The sequence below is a fragment of the Micromonospora okii genome, from assembly GCF_020884795.1.
Classification (GTDB): domain Bacteria; phylum Actinomycetota; class Actinomycetes; order Mycobacteriales; family Micromonosporaceae; genus Micromonospora; species Micromonospora okii.
The window spans coordinates 571725-591566 of record NZ_BBZF01000014.1 but is presented as its reverse complement, the minus strand read 5'-3'; the positions used below and the strand labels follow the sequence as shown (position 1 = coordinate 591566).

General features: G+C 74.1%; 16 protein-coding genes and 1 pseudogene. 3 read left to right on the top strand and 14 right to left on the bottom strand.

What is annotated here, in order from left to right:
* The 8 genes and pseudogenes from LPU43_RS09270 to deoC all read right to left on the bottom strand — a co-directional run.
* Positions 1–436 (bottom strand): annotated as a pseudogene (locus tag LPU43_RS09270) (DNA primase); the annotation flags it as partial.
* Positions 437–573: 137 nt separating this feature from the next.
* Entirely contained in the window at positions 574–2610 is a 2037-nt protein-coding gene (cydC, locus tag LPU43_RS09265) for a thiol reductant ABC exporter subunit CydC (RefSeq protein ID WP_306416122.1), read from the bottom strand.
* Positions 2607–4316, bottom strand: a complete 1710-nt coding sequence (gene cydD, locus LPU43_RS09260) for a thiol reductant ABC exporter subunit CydD (protein WP_229399829.1) — start codon at positions 4314–4316, stop codon at positions 2607–2609. Before cydD ends, cydC begins: the two co-directional genes overlap by 4 nt.
* Before the next feature lie 144 nt (positions 4317–4460).
* Complete coding sequence (locus LPU43_RS09255; RefSeq protein ID WP_229399828.1) at positions 4461–5366, bottom strand: M56 family metallopeptidase; 906 nt, start codon at positions 5364–5366, stop codon at positions 4461–4463.
* Positions 5367–5375: 9 nt separating this feature from the next.
* A complete protein-coding gene (locus LPU43_RS09250) occupies positions 5376–5813 on the bottom strand; it encodes a BlaI/MecI/CopY family transcriptional regulator (protein ID WP_229399827.1) in 438 nt (145 codons plus the stop codon).
* A 173-nt stretch (positions 5814–5986) separates the two neighbouring features.
* Positions 5987–6811 carry an aldehyde dehydrogenase family protein gene (locus LPU43_RS09245; protein ID WP_229399826.1) on the bottom strand — a complete coding sequence of 275 codons (825 nt, stop codon included), beginning with the start codon at positions 6809–6811 and terminating at the stop codon, positions 5987–5989.
* Positions 6804–8237: an aldehyde dehydrogenase family protein gene (locus LPU43_RS09240; RefSeq protein ID WP_229399825.1), complete on the bottom strand. Its 1434-nt coding sequence runs from the start codon at positions 8235–8237 to the stop codon at positions 6804–6806. The genes LPU43_RS09245 and LPU43_RS09240 overlap by 8 nt, the downstream gene beginning before the upstream one ends.
* Before the next feature lie 3 nt (positions 8238–8240).
* Positions 8241–9200, bottom strand: a complete 960-nt coding sequence (deoC, locus tag LPU43_RS09235) for a deoxyribose-phosphate aldolase (protein ID WP_229399824.1) — start codon at positions 9198–9200, stop codon at positions 8241–8243.
* A 134-nt stretch (positions 9201–9334) separates the two neighbouring features.
* Between deoC and upp the strand changes: the two genes are divergently transcribed.
* From upp to rox, 3 genes are all read left to right on the top strand, one after another.
* Positions 9335–9967 carry a uracil phosphoribosyltransferase gene (upp, locus tag LPU43_RS09230; protein WP_229399823.1) on the top strand — a complete coding sequence of 211 codons (633 nt, stop codon included), beginning with the start codon at positions 9335–9337 and terminating at the stop codon, positions 9965–9967.
* 107 nt (positions 9968–10074) lie between these two features.
* The gene (locus tag LPU43_RS09225) at positions 10075–10752 is read left to right on the top strand and encodes a GOLPH3/VPS74 family protein (protein ID WP_229399822.1); all 678 of its coding nucleotides are present in this window, start codon (positions 10075–10077) and stop codon (positions 10750–10752) included.
* 215 nt (positions 10753–10967) lie between these two features.
* A complete protein-coding gene (gene rox / locus LPU43_RS09220; protein ID WP_255684335.1) occupies positions 10968–12500 on the top strand; it encodes a rifampin monooxygenase in 1533 nt (510 codons plus the stop codon).
* Between the two features lie 177 nt (positions 12501–12677).
* On the opposite strand, the gene LPU43_RS09215 is transcribed toward rox, so the two are convergent.
* The 6 genes from LPU43_RS09215 to LPU43_RS09190 form a co-directional block, all read right to left on the bottom strand.
* Positions 12678–12881, bottom strand: a complete 204-nt coding sequence (locus LPU43_RS09215) for a DUF397 domain-containing protein (protein WP_229399821.1) — start codon at positions 12879–12881, stop codon at positions 12678–12680.
* Complete coding sequence (locus LPU43_RS09210) at positions 12874–13758, bottom strand: helix-turn-helix domain-containing protein (protein WP_229399820.1); 885 nt, start codon at positions 13756–13758, stop codon at positions 12874–12876. Before LPU43_RS09210 ends, LPU43_RS09215 begins: the two co-directional genes overlap by 8 nt.
* 340 nt (positions 13759–14098) lie before the next feature.
* Entirely contained in the window at positions 14099–16690 is a 2592-nt protein-coding gene (locus LPU43_RS09205; RefSeq protein ID WP_229399819.1) for an ATP-binding protein, read from the bottom strand.
* A gap of 114 nt (positions 16691–16804) precedes the next feature.
* A complete protein-coding gene (locus tag LPU43_RS09200) occupies positions 16805–17320 on the bottom strand; it encodes a hypothetical protein (protein ID WP_229399818.1) in 516 nt (171 codons plus the stop codon).
* A gap of 106 nt (positions 17321–17426) precedes the next feature.
* Complete coding sequence (locus LPU43_RS09195) at positions 17427–17858, bottom strand: hypothetical protein (RefSeq protein ID WP_229399817.1); 432 nt, start codon at positions 17856–17858, stop codon at positions 17427–17429.
* Positions 17859–18129: 271 nt separating this feature from the next.
* Positions 18130–19800 carry a phospho-sugar mutase gene (locus LPU43_RS09190; protein ID WP_229399816.1) on the bottom strand — a complete coding sequence of 557 codons (1671 nt, stop codon included), beginning with the start codon at positions 19798–19800 and terminating at the stop codon, positions 18130–18132.
* Positions 19801–19842: the final 42 nt, after the last annotated feature.

The window sequence follows — 19842 nt, the reverse complement described above, 5'->3', positions numbered from 1 at the left end:
CGCCCTTGGCGTCGGCCTTGCCGGTGCGGGGCTTCCCGGCGGTCTTCTCCTCCTCGTCGGCCTCGGCGAACTCGGCGGCCAGCTCCTCGTCGAGGATCACCACCTCGTCGTCGTCCTCGGAGTCGGCCTCGACCGCCTGGCGGCGGGCCAGGAACGGGTCGTCGGTGTCGCGCTCGGTGACGTCGGTGGGGGTGAGCTCCCGCGCCGGCCGGTACGCCCGCAGCGTGTAGCCGGTGCCGGCGGGCAGGGCGATCTCCACCGGGTCGATCCGCAGCTCGTCCCAGAGGGCGCGGTCGGCCTCCCGCGTCGGCGGGCGGTCGACGTCGTCGATGTCTTCGACGGCGCCGTCGGTCTCGTCGAGCTCGGGCTCGTCGGCGTCGGGCCGTTGGGGCGACTGGCGGGCCACGCTGACCTCCGTGTGCTTCGGGCTGCCCACCCGGCGGCGTCTCCGGCCGCCGAGTGACTCTGGGCACATACCCTAGTGGGTCCGGTGCCCGATGCCCGCATCCCGGTCGCGGTCCGCCCGCGTGGGCGCGCGGCCGGGGCGGTTTCCGGGCCGTCCCGGCAGGCGGATCAGGCGCCCGGAGCCAGCGCCAGGTAGCCGCGCTCCGCCGCCTCCTGCAGCAGCCACTGGTCCCGGTACCAGCCCGGCGTCGCGGCCAGCTCGTCGTGCCGGCCCCGCTGCGCCACGCGGCCCGCGTCGAGCACCACCACCTCGTCGAAGCCGGCGAGCCCGCTGAGCCGGTGGCTGATCAACAGCACCGAGTGCCCGGCCGGGGTGGCGGCCAGCGCCGAGGCGAGCACCGCGTCGGCGGCGGCCGGGTCCAGCCCCTCGGTGGGCTCGTCGAGCACCAGCACCCCGGGGGCGGCGAGCAGCGCCCGCGCCAGCGCGAGCCGCTGCCGCTGGCCGCCGGAGAGCTGGCCGCCCTCCTCGCCGACGACGGTCTCCCAGCCGGCGGGCTGGGCGCACACCCAGTCGAGCAGGCCCGCCGCGCGGGTCGCGTCGGTGAGCGCGGCCTCGTCGGCGTCGGGCCGGCCGAGCAGCAGGTTGTCCCGCACCGTGGCGTGGAAGACGTACGCGTCGGCGAGCAGCCCGCCGACCGCCCGGGGCAGCTCCGCCGCCGGGTACGCCGACAGGTCCGCCCCGTCGAGGGTGACCCGGCCCGCCTCGGGGCGCACGGTGCCGGTGAGCACGGCGGCGAGGGTGCTCTTGCCGGCCCCGCTCGGGCCGACGACGGCCACCCGGCGGCCGGCCGGCAGGTCCAGGGTGAACCCGTCGAGAGCCGGCGCGGCGTCGTCCCGGTACCGGACGGTGACCTCGTCGAACCGCACGTCGTGCGGGCCGGAGCCCACCGTGCCGGCGGCGGTGCTCCCGCGACCGGCGGCCTCCGCGCCGGCGTCGGTGCCCCCTGCGCTCGCGCCGGCGGCACCCGTCTCAGTGACGTTCGTCTCCGTGACGTTCGTCTCCGTGGGGGCGGTCAGCAGGGCGGCCACCCGGACCAGTCCGGCCCGGAGCTGGGTGCGCTGCCGGGCGGCCCCGACCAGGGCCAGCGCCACCTCGACCGCGGTCAGGGAGCCGACCGCCAGCACGCCGACGAGCACGCCGTCGACGCCGCCGCGCAGCGCGGTGACCACCACCGCCCCGGCGGTCGCCCCGGCGATCAGTACCCCGGCCGCGTCCACCGCGAAGCCCGTCGCGGCGAGCCGCCGTTCCAGCCGGGCCAGCCGGCGGGCCCGGCCGGCGGCGGCGTCCAGCGCGTACCGGGTGGCGCCGAACGCGGCCAGGTCGGCCGCGCCGTGGGTGAGGTCGACGGCGTCCGTGGCGAGCGCCCCCCGCAGCGGGGCGACCTCGTCGGCGGCGCGCCGAGTCAGCGCGGTGGCCGCCAGTGGCAGGGCCACCCCGGCCACGAGCAGGCCCAGCGCGAGGACGGCGGCGGCCGGGGACGAGACGACGGCGGCCAGCGCCACGGCCAGCACGCTGACCCCGGCGGCGGCCGTGGCGGGCACGAGCACCCGGAGCAGCAGGTCCTGGACCGCCTCCACGTCGGACACCAGCCGGCTCAGCGCGTCCCCGGTGCGCTGCCGGGCGGCGTCGCGCCGGGCGGCGAGGGCGGCGAAGACCCGGGCGCGGACGTCGGTGATCATCCGCAGCACGGCGTCGTGCCCGGCGAGGCGCTCGGTGTAGCGGAACAGGCCCCGGCCGATGGCCAGCGCGCGGACCGCGACGATCGCCACGGTGAGCCGGTCCAGCGGCGGCCGGCCGGCGGCGCTCATCAGCAGCCAGGTGGCGGTGGCCATCAGGGCCAGCCCGGCGAACTCGGTGGCGGCGGCGAGCAGGCCCGCCCCGACCAGCCGGCCCAGGTACGGCCGGGCCAGCCGGAGCACCGCCCGCTCGGCCGCCCGGACGCTGCCACCGTCCGTCCCGGCGTCTCCGTCCGCCCCGGTGTTTCCGCCCGCCGTCCCCGGGTCCGCCGCTGCGGACGGCGGGGGACCGGCGTCCGGGACCGGGCCCGGAACCCCGGCCGGCAGCGGCGGGGCCACGGCGTCGTCGGCCGGCGTCACGCCCGGCGTGCGCGGCGCAGCGCGGTCGTTCCGGGGGCCGGTGCTCATCGGGCCACCTCCCCGGCGGGTACGGGGGCGAGTTCGGTGACCCGGCCGTCCTCGACGCGCAGGACCCGGTCGGCGTCGGCCAGCAGCGCCGGCCGGTGGGCGACCAGCAGGGCGGTCCGCCCGGCGACCAGCCGGCCGGTGGCGGCCAGCACCACGGCCTCGCTGGCGGTGTCCAGCCGCGCGGTCGGCTCGTCGAGGAGCACCACCGGGGCGTCCCGCAGGAACGCCCGCGCCAGCGCGACCCGCTGCCGCTGGCCGCTGGAGAGGCCGTGCCCGCGCTCGCCGAGCACCGTGCCCAGCCCGTCGGGGAGGGCGGCGACCACGTCGTCCAGCGCGGCGGCGGTGACCGCCCCGGCGAGGGCGTCGTCGCCGGTGTCGGGGGCGCCGAGCCGGATGTTGTCGGCGAGCGTGGCGGCGAACAGGTGGGCCCGCTGGGGCACCCAGGCGATCCGGCGTCGCCAGTCGTCGGGGTCGACGTCGGCCAGGTCGACCCCGCCCACCGTGACCCGCCCCCGCGTCGGGGCGACGAAGCCGAGCAGCAGGTTGAGCAGGGTGCTCTTGCCCGCGCCGCTGGGGCCGACGACGGCGATCCGCTCGCCGGGCCGGATGGTCAGCGTGACGTCCCGCAGCGCGACCGTCCGCTCGTACGCGACGGTCACCCCCTCGAACCGGATCTCGCCCCGGCCGTCGGGGGCGGGGACGGGCTCGGCCCGGCCGGCGGGAGTCGGGCCGGCGGGTGCCGGCCCACCGGGTGCCGGCCCGGCGGCGGAGAGGGTGAGCGCCTCGTCCAGCGCCGTGAGCCCCTCCATGCTGGCGTGGAACCGGCTGCCGGCCGCCCGCAGCGGCAGGTACGCCTCGGGCGTGAGCAGCAGCACCAGCAGCGCGGTGGAGAGGGTGAGCCCGCCGCCGAGCAGCCGGATGCCCACCGGCACCGCGACCAGCGCCACCGACAGGGTGGCGACCAGCTCCAGCACGAGGGCGGAGAGGAACGCGATCCGCAGGGTCTTCATCGTGGCCGCCCGGTGCCCGTCGGCCATCCGGCGCACCACCTCGACCTGGCCCCGGTCCCGGCCGAAGGCGCGCAGCGTCGGCAGCCCGGCGACCATGTCGAGGAAGTGCCCGCCGAGCAGCGACAGCCGCCGCCACTGGCGCTCGGTGGCGGCCTGCGCCTGCCAGCCGAGCAGCGCGCCGAAGACGGGGATCAGCGGCAGGGTCAGCGCGATGATGACGGCCGAGCCCCAGTCGGCGAAGAAGACCCGGGCCAGCACGGCCGCCGGGACGGTGACGCTGAGCACGAGCTGCGGGAGGTACCCGGTGAAGTAGGCGTCCAGGGCGTCCAGGCCGCGCCCGGCCAGGGTGGCGAGCTGCCCGGCCCGCTGCCCGGCGACCCAGCCCGGCCCGTGCCGGCCGACGGCGGCGAGCAGCTCCTCCCGCAGCGCGGCCTTGACCGTGGCGGCGGCCCGCGCCGCCACCGTGCCCTGCGCCCAGGCGACCAGGGAGCGCCCCGCCACGGCGATCAGGAAGCCGGCCAGCGCGGGGCGGTCCAGCCGCCCGTCGATCGCGGTGGCCAGCAGCGCGGCCAGGGTGGTCGCCTGCGCGACGACCAGCAGCGCCGTGAGCCCGCCGAGCAGCGCGAGCACGGCGAGGTCGCGCCGGGCCGCGGGAACCCGGCGCAGCAGACGCGGGTCGAAGGGACGGCGGTTCACCGGCTCACCGGTGCCGTGTCGTCGGTCCGTTCCCGGAGCACCCACCAGCACATCGTCTGAAAGCCTAGTCGGCCGCTGGAAGCAGCCGCGCGCGCCGGCCGACGCCCCGAAGACGCGACGCGGCGGCGGACACGACGGACGGGATCAGCTCAGGAAGAGGGAGGTCGGCAGGACGACCAGGGTCGCCGCCACCGCGAGGGCGGCGGCCCCGATCAGCCGGGGCGGCCGGTCGGCGACCATCAGCCGCTGGACCCGGACGTCCAGGTCCCGGTCGCCCAGGCCGAGCGCGCCCGCCGGGGTGATCCGGTGGCCGGCCGCCGCGAACCGGCGCAGCGCGCCCGCCAGCGGTGCCTCGGCATGCAGCTCCCGGGCCTTGTCGTCGGCGCGCATCTCGACCAGCAGCGCGACCCGCTCGTGCGCGTCGCGCACCCACCCGAACCAGGGCAGCGCCCGGCACAGGGCGGTGAACGGCAGCAGCACCAGGTCGTGCCGCTCCTGCGCGTGCGCCCGCTCGTGGGTGAGCACCGCCTCCAGCTCGGCCCGGTCGAGCAGGCTGAGGGCACCGGCGCTGACCACCACCCGGGGCCGCACCCCGGGCAGGCAGTACGCCGCCGCGCTCGGATGGTCCAGCACCAACGCCCCCGGCACCTCCGGGTCGCGCCGCGCGACCAGGGTGAGCAGGTCCCGGTGCCGCCGCTGGGCCCGGACGGTGGCGTGGACGCTGCGCACCGTCGTGGTCAGCAGCACCGCCGCGATGCCGAAGCCGACGCCGACCAGCCCGAGGTGGACCGCGCCGAGCCCGGCGGGCAGGGTGCCGTGGCTCAGGTCGGCGGCGAGGGCGAGCAGCGCGCTGCCGGTCGGCAGGCCGTAGGGGGCCAGGCCGAGCGCCATCGGCACGCCCATCGCGGAGAGGCCGAGCGCCAGCCCGACCGCCTGCCAGCAGACGATCGCCACCCGGGGGGCCCGCCACGTCCAGGTGGAGGCCGCCAGGACCTGGGCGGTCAGGTAGCAGGCCAGCGCGGAGACGGCGAAGTGCAGGGCGTACGCCACGGCCGGGCCCTACCGGTCCGTCGCCTCGTCGGCCAGCGCCGGGCGGTCGGCGCGGGGCGCGTCGACCCGGTCCGTCAGCGACTGGGCCGCCCCGGCGTCCAGGGCGGCGCGCAGCACGTCGGCCTCCGTCCCGGTGACCGAGCGGGCGAAGCGCACCAGCGCGGCGTCGCGGCTGCCGCCGAGGTCGAGCGCGTCGAGCATGAGCTGGGCGATGTGCGCCTCGCGGCTGGCGGCGGCCCGGTACCGCCAGGCCCGCCCCTCCCGCTCGCGCTGCACCATGCCCTTGCCGGCGAGCCGGTCCAGCACGGTCATCACCGTCGTGTACGCCAGCTCGCGGCCGTCGAGCGCGTCGGCGACCTCGCGCACGGTCACCCCGCCCGACGCGCCCGGGACGGTGTCCCACAGCACGTCCATCACCGCACGTTCAAGATCACCAAGCCGCGTCACCCGTCAATCCTACCCCCCGTAGTAGACCCCCCCCGGGGCAGCACCCCTGAGCTGACCAAACCGGCGGACCGCGCCCGGGTCGGGTTTTCGGGGGGAGCCCACCCACGGAGGGATCAAGCCTGACCGCCCGGAGTGGGTGGGCTCCCCCCGAAAACCCGACGGCAGGACCTCGCTCACACCCCCTTGGGATGCCAGACCGTCTTCGTCTCCAGCAGGCGCGTCATCCGGGTGAGGCCCGGGTCGGCCGTCCAGTCGTGGTCGGCCGGGGCCGGGCGGAGCACCCGCTTGAGGTTCTCCGCCGCCCTGACCTCCAGCTCCGCCGCCAACTCGGCGTCGGCGACCCCGGTCAGGTCGAGCGCGTTGACGTCCAGGTGGGCGGCCAGCGTCGGCGCGGTCTCCGCGATCCGCCCGGTCAGGATGTTGACCACGCCGCCGGGCAGGTCGGAGGTGGCCAGCACCTCGGCCAGCGTCACCGCCGCGAGGGGCTGCGTCGGGGAGGCCGCCACCACCACCGTGTTGCCGGTGACGATCGCGGGGGCGATCACGCCGACCAGGCCGAGCAGCGCCGGGGCCTCGGGGGCCACCACGGCCACCACGCCGGTCGGCTCGGGGGCGGAGAGGTTGAAGTACGGGCCGGCGACCGGGTTCGCGCCGCCGTACACCTGGGGGAGCTTGTCGGCCCAACCGGCGTACCAGACCCAGCGGTCCACGGCCGCGTCGACCTCGTCGCCGGGCACGCCGAGGGCGACGAACTGCTCGCGGCGGCCCTCCAGCATCTCGGCGACCCGGTAGAGGATCTGCCCCCGGTTGTACGCGGTCGCCCCGGCCCAGCCCTTCACGGCGGCGCGGGCGGCGACGACCGCGTCCCGGGCGTCCTTGCGTGATGCCAACGACACGTTCGTGGACTGCACGAGATACGACCGCCCCGACTCGCTGCGCGGGAACTTCCCGCCGATGAAGAGCTTGTACGTCTTGCGTACCGCGACCCGCTCAGACATCGAGGTATCCCTCCAGCCCGTGCCGGCCGCCCTCGCGACCGTAGCCCGACTCCTTGTACCCGCCGAACGGCGAGGTGGGGTCGAACTTGTTGAACGTGTTGGCCCAGACCACCCCGGCGCGCAGCCGGTCGGCGGTCCACAGGATGCGGGAGCCCTTGTCGGTCCAGATGCCGGCCGACAGCCCGTACGGCGTGTTGTTGGCCTTCTCGACGGCCTCGGCCGGGGTGCGGAACGTCAGCACGGAGAGCACCGGGCCGAAGATCTCCTCGCGGGCGATCCGGTGCGCCTGGGTGACCCCCGTGAAGATCGTCGGGGCGAACCAGAAGCCGCGCTCGGGCAGCTCGCACGGCGGCGACCAGCGCTGCGCGCCCTCGGCCGAGCCGGCGTCGGCCAGCTCGCGGATGCGGGCGAGCTGGGCGGCCGAGTTGATCGCGCCGACGTCGGTGTTCTTGTCCAGGGGGTCGCCGACCCGCAGCCGGGCCATCCGCCGCTTCAGCGACTCCAGCACCTCGTCGGCGACGTTCTCCTGGACCAGCAGGCGGGAGCCCGCGCAGCAGACGTGCCCCTGGTTGAAGAAGATGCCGTTGACGATGCCCTCGACCGCCTGGTCGATCGGCGCGTCGTCGTAGACGATGTTGGCGGCCTTGCCGCCCAGCTCCAGGGTGACCTTCTTGCGGGTGCCGGCCACCGACCGGGCGATGGCCCGGCCGACCTCGGTCGAGCCGGTGAAGGCGACCTTGTCCACGCCCGGGTGCTCGACCAGCGCCCGGCCGGTGTCGCCCGCGCCGGTGACGATGTTGACCACGCCGGCCGGCAGCTCGGCCTGCTGGCAGATCTCGGCGAAGAGCAGCGCGGTCAGCGGGGTGGTCTCGGCGGGCTTCAGCACCACCGTGTTGCCGGTCGCCAGGGCCGGGGCGATCTTCCAGGCCAGCATGAGCAGCGGGAAGTTCCACGGGATGACCTGCGCGGCCACGCCGAGCGGCTTCGGGTCGGGGCCGAACCCGGCGTACGGCAGCTTGTCGGCCCAGCCGGCGTAGTAGAAGAAGTGCGCGGCGACCAGCGGCAGGTCGACGTCGCGGGACTCCCGGATCGGCTTGCCGTTGTCGAGGGACTCCAGCACCGCCAGCTCGCGGGAGCGCTCCTGGATGATCCGGGCGATCCGGAACAGGTACTTCGCCCGGTCCCGGCCGGGCATCGGGCCCCACACCTTCTCGTACGCCGTCCGGGCGGCGCGGACCGCGCGGTCCACGTCCTGGGCGCCGGCCTCGGCGACCTCGGCGAGCACCTCCTCGGAGGCGGGATTCACCGACGTGAAGCTGCCGCCGCCGGCCGGGTCGACGAACTCCCCGTCGACGAAGAGCCCGTACGAGGGCCTGAGGTCCACCACCGAGCGCGACTCGGGGGCGGGCGCGTATTCGAACGTCACTGGTCAGTCCAGGGTGAAGTAGTCGGGACCGGGGTAGACGCCGGTCGTCAGCTTGGTGCGCTGCATGAGCAGGTCGTTGAGGAGGCTGGACGCGCCGAAGCGGAACCAGTCGGGGTCGAGCCAGTCCGCGCCGACGGTCTCGTCGACCATCACGAGGTACTTGATCGCGTCCTTGGTCGTCTTGATCCCGCCGGCCGGTTTCACGCCGACCTGCCGCCCGGTGGCGGCGCGGAAGTCGCGGACCGCCTCCAGCATCACCAGGGTCACCGGGAGGGTGGCCGCGACCGGGACCTTGCCGGTGGAGGTCTTGATGAAGTCGCCGCCCGCCAGCATCGCCAGCCACGAGGCGCGCCGCACGTTGTCGTACGTCGCCAGCTCGCCCGTCTCCAGGATGACCTTGAGGTGGGCGTCCCCGCACGCCTCCTTCACCGCGACGATCTCGTCGTGGACCTCGGCGTAGCGCCCGGCCAGGAACGCGCCCCGGTTGATCACCATGTCGATCTCGTCCGCGCCGGCCGCCACGGCGGCCCGGGTGTCGGCGAGCCTGACCTCCAGGGGGGCCTGCCCGGACGGGAACGCGGTCGCCACGCTGGCCAGGTGCACGGCGGAGCCGCGCAGCACCTCGGCCACGTGCGGGACCATCGCCGGGTAGACGCAGACCGCGCCGACGTGCGGGCAGGTCGGGTCGGCCGGGTCGGGGCGCAGCGCCTTCGCCGCGAGGGCCCGCACCTTGCCGGGGGTGTCGGCCCCCTCCAGGGTGGTCAGGTCGACCATGCGGATGGCCAGGTCGATCGCCTGCGCCTTGGCGGTGGTCTTGATGGAGCGGGTGCCGAGCTGCGCCGCCCGCTGCTCCGCGCCCACCTGGTCCACGCCGGGCAGGCCGTGCAGGAACGCCCGCAGGGCGGTCTCGGATCGTCCCAGCTCGGTGAGGTCCGACCGGGCCGACGTCGCTGTCGCCGTCATGGCGGGAAGTCTACGCATCCACCGCCGTCGTGATCCGGGTCACAGCTTCCCCCCGGCGGCGCGGGGGTGAGCCGCGTCGCCGCCCCGCCCGCTCCCGCATCGCGGGACCGGCGCGTTCGGTAGGTTGAGCGATCGTGGACGTACACGTCATTGACCACCCGCTCGCCCAGTCGCGGCTGACCGCCATGCGGGACGCGCGCACCGACTCCTCCTCGTTCCGGGCCGCGCTGCACGAGCTGACCACCATGCTCGTGTACGAGGCCGCGCGCTCCTTCCCCGTCGAGAAGTACCCGGTGCAGACCCCGGTCACCGGCACCGAGGGCACCCGGCTGGCCAACCCGCCGCTGCTCGTGCCGGTGCTGCGGGCGGGCCTCGGCATGGCCGACGCCGCGCTGGGCCTGCTCCCCGAGTCCTCGATGGGCTTCGTCGGCCTGGCCCGCGACGAGGAGACGTACGAGCCCCGGGCGTACATGGAGTCGCTGCCCCGCGACCTGTCCGGCCTGCCCGTGCTGGTCCTGGACCCGATGCTGGCCACCGGCGGCTCCCTCGAACACTGCTGCCGGCTGCTCGCCGACCGGGGCTGCACCGACATCACCGTGCTCTGCGTGCTCGCCGCGCCGGTCGGCGTCGAGCGGCTGGAGCGCTCCGGGCTGCCGCTGCGCCTGGTCACCGCCTCGATCGACGAGAGCCTCGACGAGCGGAAGTTCATCGTGCCGGGCCTCGGCGACGCGGGCGACCGCCAGTTCGGCGGCATGCCCCGCTTCTGAGGTGCAAGGAAGGGCCCCTTGTTAACCCCTGGGGTAGAGAAGGGTTCCCCTCTCACGGGGGAGGTTGGGGCGCGCGGAGGTGCCCGCAGGCGCTACCGTCTCGGGCCATGACTGGTGTGGTGCTCGCCGAGGAGCTGTTGCTCCTCGCCTACGACGACGAATCCGGCAAGGCGACCATGCCGCGGATCAGCCTCGACCTGGGAATGGCCGCCGCGGTCCTGGTCGAGCTGGCCCTCGCCGGCCGGATCGCGTACGCCGATGGGAACCTGACGGTCGCGGACCCCACCGGGACCGGCGAGCCGATCCTCGACGACGTCCTGGGCCGGATCGCCGCCGACACCCCGCACACCCCGTCCTCCTGGGTGCAGCGGCTCCGCCACGGCCTGCGCGACCGCATCCTCGGCGACCTGGTCCGCCGGGGCGTGGTGCGCGACGTCGAGGAGACCGAGCTGGGCTTCATCCTCGTGCACCGCTACCCGACGGCGGACGCCTCGGTGGAGGAGGACACCCGGGGGCGGCTCGCCGAGGCGCTGGCCGGCGGGCAGCTCCCCGACGAGCGGACCGCCGCGCTGGCCACCCTCGTCGCGGTGCTGCGGATGGAGCCGGCGCTCGGCCTGACCGGCGACGCCGCCCGGAACGCGAGGGTGCGGCTGGAAGAGATCGCGGGCGGGGCCGGCTTCTCCGGCACTGCCGGCCTGGACGACTCGGTGGTCCGCCCGTCGGTGGCGCTGGTCGTCACCGCGCTGTGCCAGGCCGTCGACGCCGCCCTCGGCAAGCGCGCCTGAGCGGTGCGGGCATCCCGTCGGCGGAACCGATTTATTTCGCTGGACGGGATGACGGTCGGCTTGTAGGTTGCCACTGACCGTGCACGCCGCCCGAGGAGGTGAGACCCATGAACGATGTATCGATGTGGGTGCTCCCCCTCCCGTCACGGTCGGGCGACTGACGTAGGTGTCGCCGGGAGCGCCTCGCCGACAGGCGCTCCCGAGAGGCAACACCTATGCACCCTCCACAGTTCACCGCCGAGCCGTCGTCGAACGAGGACACGGTCGAGCGCGGCTCCACCGGCCTCCCATCTCCGGCCTTCAGCCCCGAGCGTGCCTCCCGCACGTTCGACGTGATCATCGCCGGCTGCGGGCCGACCGGCGCGATGCTGGCCGCCGAGCTGCGGCTGCACGACGTACGGGTACTCGTCCTGGAGAAGGAGACCGAGCCCGCGTCGTACGTCCGCATCGTCGGTCTGCACATCCGCAGCCTCGAGCTGATGGCGATGCGCGGGCTGCTGGAGCGCCTCCTCGAACGCGGGAGGCAGCGCCCGGCCGGGGGCTTCTTCGCCGCCATCAACAAACCCGTGCCCCGGGGCCTGGACTCCGCGCACGCCTATCTGCTGGGCATCCCGCAGCCGGTCGTCGTCCACCTGCTCGAAGAACACGCGATCGCCCTGGGCGCGCAGGTCCGGCACGGCTGCGCGGTGGCCGGCCTCGCGCAGGACGACGAGGGCGTGACCGTGGAGCTGGCCGACGGGGAACGGCTGCGCGCGCGCTACCTCGTCGGCTGCGACGGCGCGCGCAGCACGGTGCGCAAACTGCTCGGCGTCGGCTTCCCCGGCGAGCCCTCGCGGACCGAGACGCTGATGGGCGAGGTGGAGGTGGGCGCGCCGCAGGAGGAGATCGCCGCCAGGGTGGCCGAGACCCGCGAGACCCACCCGCAGTTCAGCCTCGGACCGGCAGGCGTGGGGGCCTATCGCGTCGTGGTCCCCGCCGGGGAAGTCAGCAACCGCGCGGAACCGCCCACCCTGGAGGACTTCAGGCGACAACTGCGCACCATCGCCGGGACCGACTTCGGCGTCCACTCCCCGCGCTGGTTGTCCCGCTTCGGGGACGCCACGCGGCTGGCCGAACGGTATCGGGTCGGGCGGGTGCTGCTGGCCGGCGACGCGGCCCACATCCACCCGCCCATCGGGGGACAGGGCCTCAACCTGGGCGTCCAGGACGCGTTCAACCTCGGCTGGAAACTGGCCGCACAGGTCCGTGGCTGGGCGCCGGAAACGCTGCTGGACACGTACCAGGCCGAACGGCATCCGGTCGCCGAGGAGGTGCTGGACAACACGCGAGCCCAGATGGAACTGCTCTCCACCGAGCCGGGCCCGCAGGCCGTGCGCAGGCTGCTCACCGAGCTGATGGACTTCGACGAGGTGAACCGCCACCTCATCGAGAAGATCACCGCGATCGGCATCCGTTACGACTTCGGCCCCGGCCCCGACCTGCTCGGCCGCCGCCTGCGCGACATCGAGGTGAGCCAGGGCCGCCTCTACGGCCTGCTGCATCGCGGGCGCGGCCTGCTGCTGGACCGCACCGGGCGCCTGAGGGTCGGCGGCTGGGCGGACCGGGTCGACTACCTCGGCGATCGCAGCGCGGCACTGGACGTGCCGGGCGTCCTGCTGCGCCCCGACGGCCACGTCGCCTGGGTCGGCGACGACCAGCGGGGCCTGGACGACCACCTCTCCCGCTGGTTCGGCGAGCCCGCCGACTGATTCGGCCGGCGCGCCCGCGCCCGCGTCCGCATCTGCGGGCGCTGTCGGTCGGGAGCGGGAGCGGCCGGCGTTCCCGTCGGGCCTCCGCCGCCCGCCGGCCTGGCTGAGAATGGCCAGGCCGGCGGGCGGCGGCCGGTCCTGCCGCCCGGGTTCCTCGGCGAGGGCGGGGGCGGGGCGTCAGCGGGTGAGGCGGGCGGCCTTGACGTCGGTGACGAAGGCGGACCAGGCGGCGGGCCGTACGGTCAGGGCCGGGCCGGTCGGGTCCTTGCTGTCCCGGACGCCGACGACGCCGGGCAGGTTGTCGGCCACCTCGACGCATTCGCCGCCGTTGGTGCCGCTGCGGGTGCTGGTGCGCCAGCGGGCGCCGGTCAGGTCACTCATAGCACTCTCCCAGGATGGCCTCGATGACGTCCGTCGATTGTTGCCGATCCAGGGCGAGGGAGGCCAGCCCCGACCAGACCCGCTCGTACGCGGCGATCTCCGCCGGCTGGTCGAGGTAGAGCGCGCCGGTGAGCCCCTCGACGTAGACGGTCGGCGGCTCGCTGGGGCTGCCGAGGGCCGACGGCGGGAAGTCGAGCAGGACGAAGGTGCCGGCCTCGGCGGCGAGCGGCGGCCCGGCGGCCAGCGGCAGCACCCGGACGGTGATGTTGTGCCGCTGGTTGACCGCCAGCAGGTGCCGGAGCTGGTCGGCCATCACCTCCCGGTCCGGCACCGGGCGGCGCAGCACCGCCTCGCTGAGGATCACGGTCAGGTCGGGCGGCGGGGGCAGCCGCCGGGCCAGCAGCCCCTGCCGCTGAATCCGGAGGCTTACGATTTTCTTGCGCTCCTCCTCGCCCAGCTCCGGCCGGTTGAGCAGGAAGAGCGCGGTGGCGTACCCCGGGGTTTGCAACAGCCCCGGCACCAACTCGGCGTTGTAGTACCGCACGCTGCTCGCGGCGTTCTCCAGGCCCATGTACAGCGAGAACCAGGCCGGGATGGAGCGGCCGTACGCGTGCCACCACCCCTCGGCCCGGCTGACCTCGGCGAGCCCGAGCAGCACGCTGGCCTGCTCCGGGGTGGCCTCGTACAGCTCGCAGAGGAGCCGGATGTCCGGGGTCTTGGCCGAGGTCAGGCCCCGCTCGATGCGCCAGAGCTTCTGCCGCGAGCAGTAGAGCTTGTCGGCTGCCGCCTCGATGGTGACGTGGGCCTCCTCCCGGAGCTGGGTGAGCAGCCTGCCGAGTTGCCGTCGCGGCACCGTCGAACTGATTGTTTCATGCATCGTGCAACACCTTTCCGTCCGGAATGCAACACCGGAACACCGAATTCGCAACGTCGAAGAAAGCGAATTCCGTGGTGCCCGGGCAATGGCGGGAACTGATGTGGCGATGCTAATGAAATGCGCGCTCGGTGGGCAACGAATGACGGTGGGTGAGTCTTCGTGCGGCGCGTCGACGCGGAATGGGCTGTGCCGGCAGCAGCGATGCCGGCACAGCCCACCCGTGGTTCGTGCTACCGGTAGTAGACCTCGGAAGCCCGGTATCGAGGGGCGCCGCTTCCATTCGAGCAGTAGGGCCTTGCGTCGACCAGGTTCTCGGACGTACTGAACAGCGGCAGAGCGTTCAGTTAGCGACTGATCGAGTGGTCGCCCGGACCGCCGTGGCCTCGTCCCGGATCCGGGCCTCGGTCACGAGGTCACCGGCTCTGCGGTGGGTCTCGGCCAGGGTGTCGAGCCCCACGGCCAACCAGGTGCGGGCACCGATCCGCCGCCACAGGTCGACGGCGGCCTCGGCGCGCCGCCGGGCCGGTACCGGACGGTCGGCCATGAGTTGTGCCTCCGCGAGCGCGTACAGCGCCGCCGCCTCGCCCCACAGGTTGCCGAAGGCACGGTAGGTCCACAGGCTGCGGGCCAGAAGGAGGCGCCCTTCACCAGCTTCGCCCTGTCGGGTGAGGACGTCCCCGAGCCAGCAGTTGGCGTGCGTCGCACTCAGCCGGTCACCGAGGTCCTCGCTGATCCCGGCGGCCTGTCGGAAACAATCGGCGGCGGCCGGGTAGGCGGCGAGCGCCCGGTGGCTCTGACCCAGGCAACGCAACGCCTGGGCCTCGCCGGGGCGGTAGCCGGCGGTCCGGCTTACCCGCAGGCACTCCTCGAACCGCTGCCGGGCCGCCTCGATCCGGCCCTGCTCCAGCTCGATGACGCCGATGCCGTTGGTCGCATAGACCAGACAGTTGACGTTGCCCGCTGCACGCGCCAGCTCGGCGGCCTGCTCGAAGTGGCGCACCGCCGAGGCGTACCGGCCGAGCAGCCGGTGCACGTACGCCAGCCCGGCCGCAGCGCTGGCCCGGTAGGCCGGTGCCTGGCCCTCCACGAGCAGCAGCGCCTGCTCGAAGTGGACCAACGCCTCCGGATAGCGATCCAGAATCGTGGTGAGCTCGCCGAGGCAGCGGTGCAGTTTGGCCGCGCTGGCCTGGTCGCCCCGCCGCAGCGCGAACTCAAGGGCCCGGCTCTGCAGCCTTTCCCAGTCGTCGAAGTGGCTCCCCACCTGGAAGAACGTCGTCAGTGCGGTGGCCAGGCCGGCGGCCGGTGCCACCTCGTCGTCCGTGAGCGCCTGGTCGACCACAGCGATCAGGAGCTGTCGCTCGTCGGTGAACCAGGCCAGCGGATCGGCGAGAAGCTGTTCAGCGGCCGCCTTCGGCAGCCGCCAGGAGACCAGCTCAGACTGCGGGATGTCCTGGAAGTCGGCGCTGAGGGCCTCCGCTGCGGCATCGGCGAGCTGCAGGCTCGCGCTGAGCAGGCGGCCGAGCGCCGCCGCGCGATGTGGTCGCGGGACCTCCCGCTCCGCTCGTTCCCGGCCGAGCAGTCGCACCAGGTCGTGCAGCCGGTAGCGGAGCCCGCTGACGCCGGCCGGCCGGGTCTCCACCAGGTGCACCTCGACCAGGTCGTCGAGTACGGACTCCGCGTCGGACAGGCCGACGTCCAACAGTGCGGCCAGGGCCCAGGCGGCGAACTCCGTACCTGGCAACAGGCTGAGCATCCGCAGCGCATGCCGTCCGGTCGGGGTCATGGCCCGGTAGGTCAGTTCGAGGCTGGCCCGGACGGCGACGTGACCGACGGCCAGCTCGTCGAGCTTGTGTTGCTGGTCGGCGAGGGCCTCGGCGACCCGGGCCAGCGGCCAGTGCGGTCGGGCGGCCAGCCGGGCCCCGGCCACCCACAGCGCCAGCGGAAGACCGGCGCAGGTCCGCACGATCGATTCGGCCGGGCCGGACTCGGCCGTGGTGCGATCCCGGCCGAGCATCTCGCGTAGCAGGGCGACCCCGGTCGCGGAGTCCAGTACGCCCAGTGGCAGCCGACGACCGGCCAGGCCCGCCAGAGTGGTCCGACTGGTGACGATGGTCGCGCAGCGGGCACCGCTGGGCAGCAGGTCGGCCACCTGCCGGGTATCACCGGCGTTGTCCAGCACGACGAGTACCTCGCGCTGTGCCAGCAGGGTCCGGTAGAGATGGATCCGGGTGGTCAGGTCCGGTGGCACCGTCCCGCCGCGTACGCCCAGCGCACGCAGGAAGGCTCCCAGGACGGTGCGCGGGTCGGCCGGTTCTTCGTCGAAGCCCCGTAGGTCGACGTAGAGCTGCCCGTCCCGAAATCGGGGCGCGAGCAGGTGACCGGCACGCACCGCGAGCGCGGTCTTGCCCACCCCGGCCGGGCCGGTCATCAGCAGCGTCTGCGGGCCGGTGACATCCTCGGCCACCATCCTCAGACTCTCGGCCACCTCCCGCTCCCGACCGACGAACACGGGCAGGTCCGGTGGCAGCAGGCGCGGGACGAGTTGACGTGCGACCGGGTCGGACCAGTTCTCCTGGCCGTCCTCGACCGGGTCGGCCGGGGTGACGATCGCCGGGTCCGGCAGCGATGATCCAGTCGCCAGGTCGACGCCGGCCGACAGCGCCAGCGCCTGCCGTGCCTGCACCCAGTCCCGCACGGTTGCCGGATCGCCACCGCAGGCCCGCACCAGCGCGGCGACGAGTTCCTGGCTGGGCAGCGAGACTCGGTTCAGAGCGGTGGCGAGGGTGCTCGCCGGTAGCTGGTCACCAGCCCGGCGGGCCGCCCGCTCCAAGGCCCGGTACGAGAGACCCGACCCGATCTTGACCGCACGCAGTTGGGCGACGAACTCCGCCGGTGTCCGCGCCGAAGAAGGGCAGGGCAGCGGGCTCGTCACGGAACGTATGGTATCCCCGCGCCGCGTGCTACGGCTGTCCCTGATGGAAGCGCAGCGAGGTCATGCCCTCGGCCGGGTTGGCCCAGGACATGACCCTCGCCGGCGGGCCGGCGGTCAGCTGTCGTTGCGGGTCCAGGTTTCCGTTGAACAGGTGCCGCCTGAACTGCACAGGGACAACCGGATGCCGCTGCCCTGGCTGCCGTACGCGTTGGGGCTGGTGCTGTCCTCGTAGAAGTCCTTGTTGCAGTGGGACCAGGTGTTCGTCAGGTTGCTCAGCCAGCATTCGCCATTCCGGTACTGCTGCCAAGCGCTGCCGTTCCAGAGCCAGTTGCTCCAGCGAGCGTAGACCGCCCCGCTGGTGTTCTTGACGAGGTAGATCCCGTCCCCGTACTTCTGGAAGCACGCTTCGCCGTAGCTGTTCTCGGTGCACCCGTACACACTGTATATAGGGCCGCCGCCAACTGCATCGTTGTATTCCGTGGCCGCTGCGCCAACCGTTCCGTCGACGACGGAAGCCTGGGGCGATGCGGTGACGCTCGCCGATGCGGCGGGGCTGGGTGCAGCCAGGCTCGCGAGTACCAGAGCCGGTACTGCCGCCAGGGCCATCAAGTGTTTCTGCCAGTTCTTCACGGGTCTCCCTTTCGTGTGCTCCGACATGAGCTACGCGCTTTGATCCGTGCTGCCCAACCCCATCGTGGTCAGGCTTCCGTTGCCGGTCAGCTCAGGGGCGCTTGAATCACAACCAGCCCGTGCACCTGCGGGCGGTGTTGGCGTTGCTGGTGCACAGCTTCGGGTAGACACCGCTGGACACGTTCGAGTCGTGCCAGACGGAGTACAGGACATCGCCATCGCCTCCGGTCACCTCGCCGACCTTCTCGCCGTTCGAGGGGCTGCCCGGGTATTTGACCCAGATCTCCGCACGGCGTCCGTCGGGGGCCGTGTCCCAGAGCGAGTAGTCGATCATGGTTCCGATGTCGTTGCCCCAACACAGTTGAAACGACAGGAAGCCGCCCGCGATCTCCGCCTCTCCGTCACGGCACTGGTAGGCGGCGGGGGCGGCAGCGGCCGGTGAGGCGCCCGTCATCAGCACCGCGCCCGCGGCCAGAATGACTGCCGCACTCGAAGCGAGTCCACGACCGGTAGGGCGCAGAGCCGAAAGCTTCTTCACGATATCTCCCTACAAACAACGACACCGCTGATCCTTGGCGTTGACTTGCGCATGCCGAATCTCCCCGGTCCCTGAACGCGCGCCCCTGGGCGGGAGCGTCGTTCGGGATTGAACGCTGCCAATGCTGTCTGTGGCGTGCTGTGCGGACAAGGGCGAACGCCGTACGAGACTGTTCGGAACAGTGCCTGTCGCGTTCCGAACACGCCCAGGCGTGATCCCCCGGACGCGCGTCGACGCCCGGGTCAGGCCGAGGTTGATAAGGTGCCCTTCCTTACACCCCCAGCGCGGTGGCGATCTCCGCGCGCAGGGCGGTCAGCGCCGTGGCCGCGCGCTGCCGGGCCGCCGGCACGTCGCCGTCCGCGACCGGCTCCACCACCTCCAGGTACGCCTTCAGCTTCGGCTCGGTGCCCGACGGGCGGATCACCACCCGGGCCGCGTCGCTGCGCAGCACCACCACGTCGGAGGCGGGGAGCAGGTCCCGCGCCTCGGTGACCGGCTGCCCGAGCAGGGTCGTCGGGGTGGCCGCCCGGACCCGGGCCATCGCGTCGGCGATGATCCGCAGGTCGTCCACCCGGACGGAGAGCTGGTCGGTGTGGTGCACGCCGAACTCGGCGGCCAGCTCGTCGAGCCGGTCGGTGAGCGTGCGCCCCTGCGCCTTCAGGCCGGCGGCCAGCTCGGCGACGGTCAGCGCGGCGGTGATGCCGTCCTTGTCGCGCACGTGGTCCGGGGCGACGCAGTAGCCCAGCGCCTCCTCGTAGCCGAAGACCAGCGGCGCGGAGCCGCCGCCCGCCCGCACGATCCACTTGAACCCGGTCAGCGTCTCGTCGTACGGCAGGCCCCGGGCGGCGCACATCGACCGCAGCAGGGACGACGAGACGATCGTGGTGGCGTAGAGGCCCGTGACGCCCCGGCGCATCAGGTGGTCGGCGAGCAGCACTCCCACCTCGTCACCGCGCAGCATCCGCCACCCCCCAGAGGCGCCGTCGCGGACGGCGACCGCGCAGCGGTCCGCGTCCGGGTCGTTGGCGATGGCCAGGTCCGCGCCGGTCTGCTCGGCGAGCGCGACGAGGAGGTCCACCGCCCCCGGCTCCTCCGGGTTGGGGAAGCTCACCGTCGGGAAGTCCGGGTTCGGCTCCGCCTGCTCGGCCACCACCCCGGGCACGGCGAAGCCGGCGTGGGCGAAGGCGGCGGTCAGCACCGCCGCGCCCACCCCGTGCAGCGGGGTGTACGCCACCTTCAGGTCCCGGGGCCAGGCCGGGTCGACCACGGCGGCGGCCCGCTGGACGTACGAGGCCACCAGGTCGTCGCCGAGGCGCTCGCCGGCGGGGCCGAGCGGCACCTCGGCCAGCGGGCCGACCGCCCGGATGGCCGCGGAGATCCCGGCGTCGGCCGGCGGCACGATCTGCGCGCCCGCGCCCAGCGCACCGCCGAGCTGCGCGCCCAGGTACACCTTGTAGCCGTTGTCCTGCGGCGGGTTGTGGCTGGCGGTCACCATCACGCCGGCCGCCGCGTCGAGCAGCCGCACCGCGTACGCCAGCACGGGGGTGGGCAGGGGGCGGGGCAGCAGCAGGGCGGGGCGGCCCGCGCCGGTGGCGACCCGGGCGGTGCGCTCGGCGAACTCCCGGGAACCGTGCCGGGCGTCGTACCCGATGACCAGCGGGCCGGTCGCGCCCTCGGCGGCGAGCCAGCCGACGAGCCCGGCGGCGGCCTGGGTGACCACGGCGAGGTTCATGCCGTTCGGGCCGGCCCGCAGCGGGCCGCGCAGCCCGGCGGTGCCGAAGGTCAGCGGCCCGGCGAAGCGGTCGGCCAGCTCGGGCGCGCTCGCCGGCAGCCGGTCGAGCACGGCCCGCAGCTCGTCGCGGGTGGCCGGGTCGGGGTCGTCGTCGAGCCACCGCCGGGCCTGGTCGCGAATGTCGTCAAGGTCAGTGGGTTCCGCCGCCATGTCTCTTGATAGCAGGCGGCGGATCACCACGTCGCGTCGGCC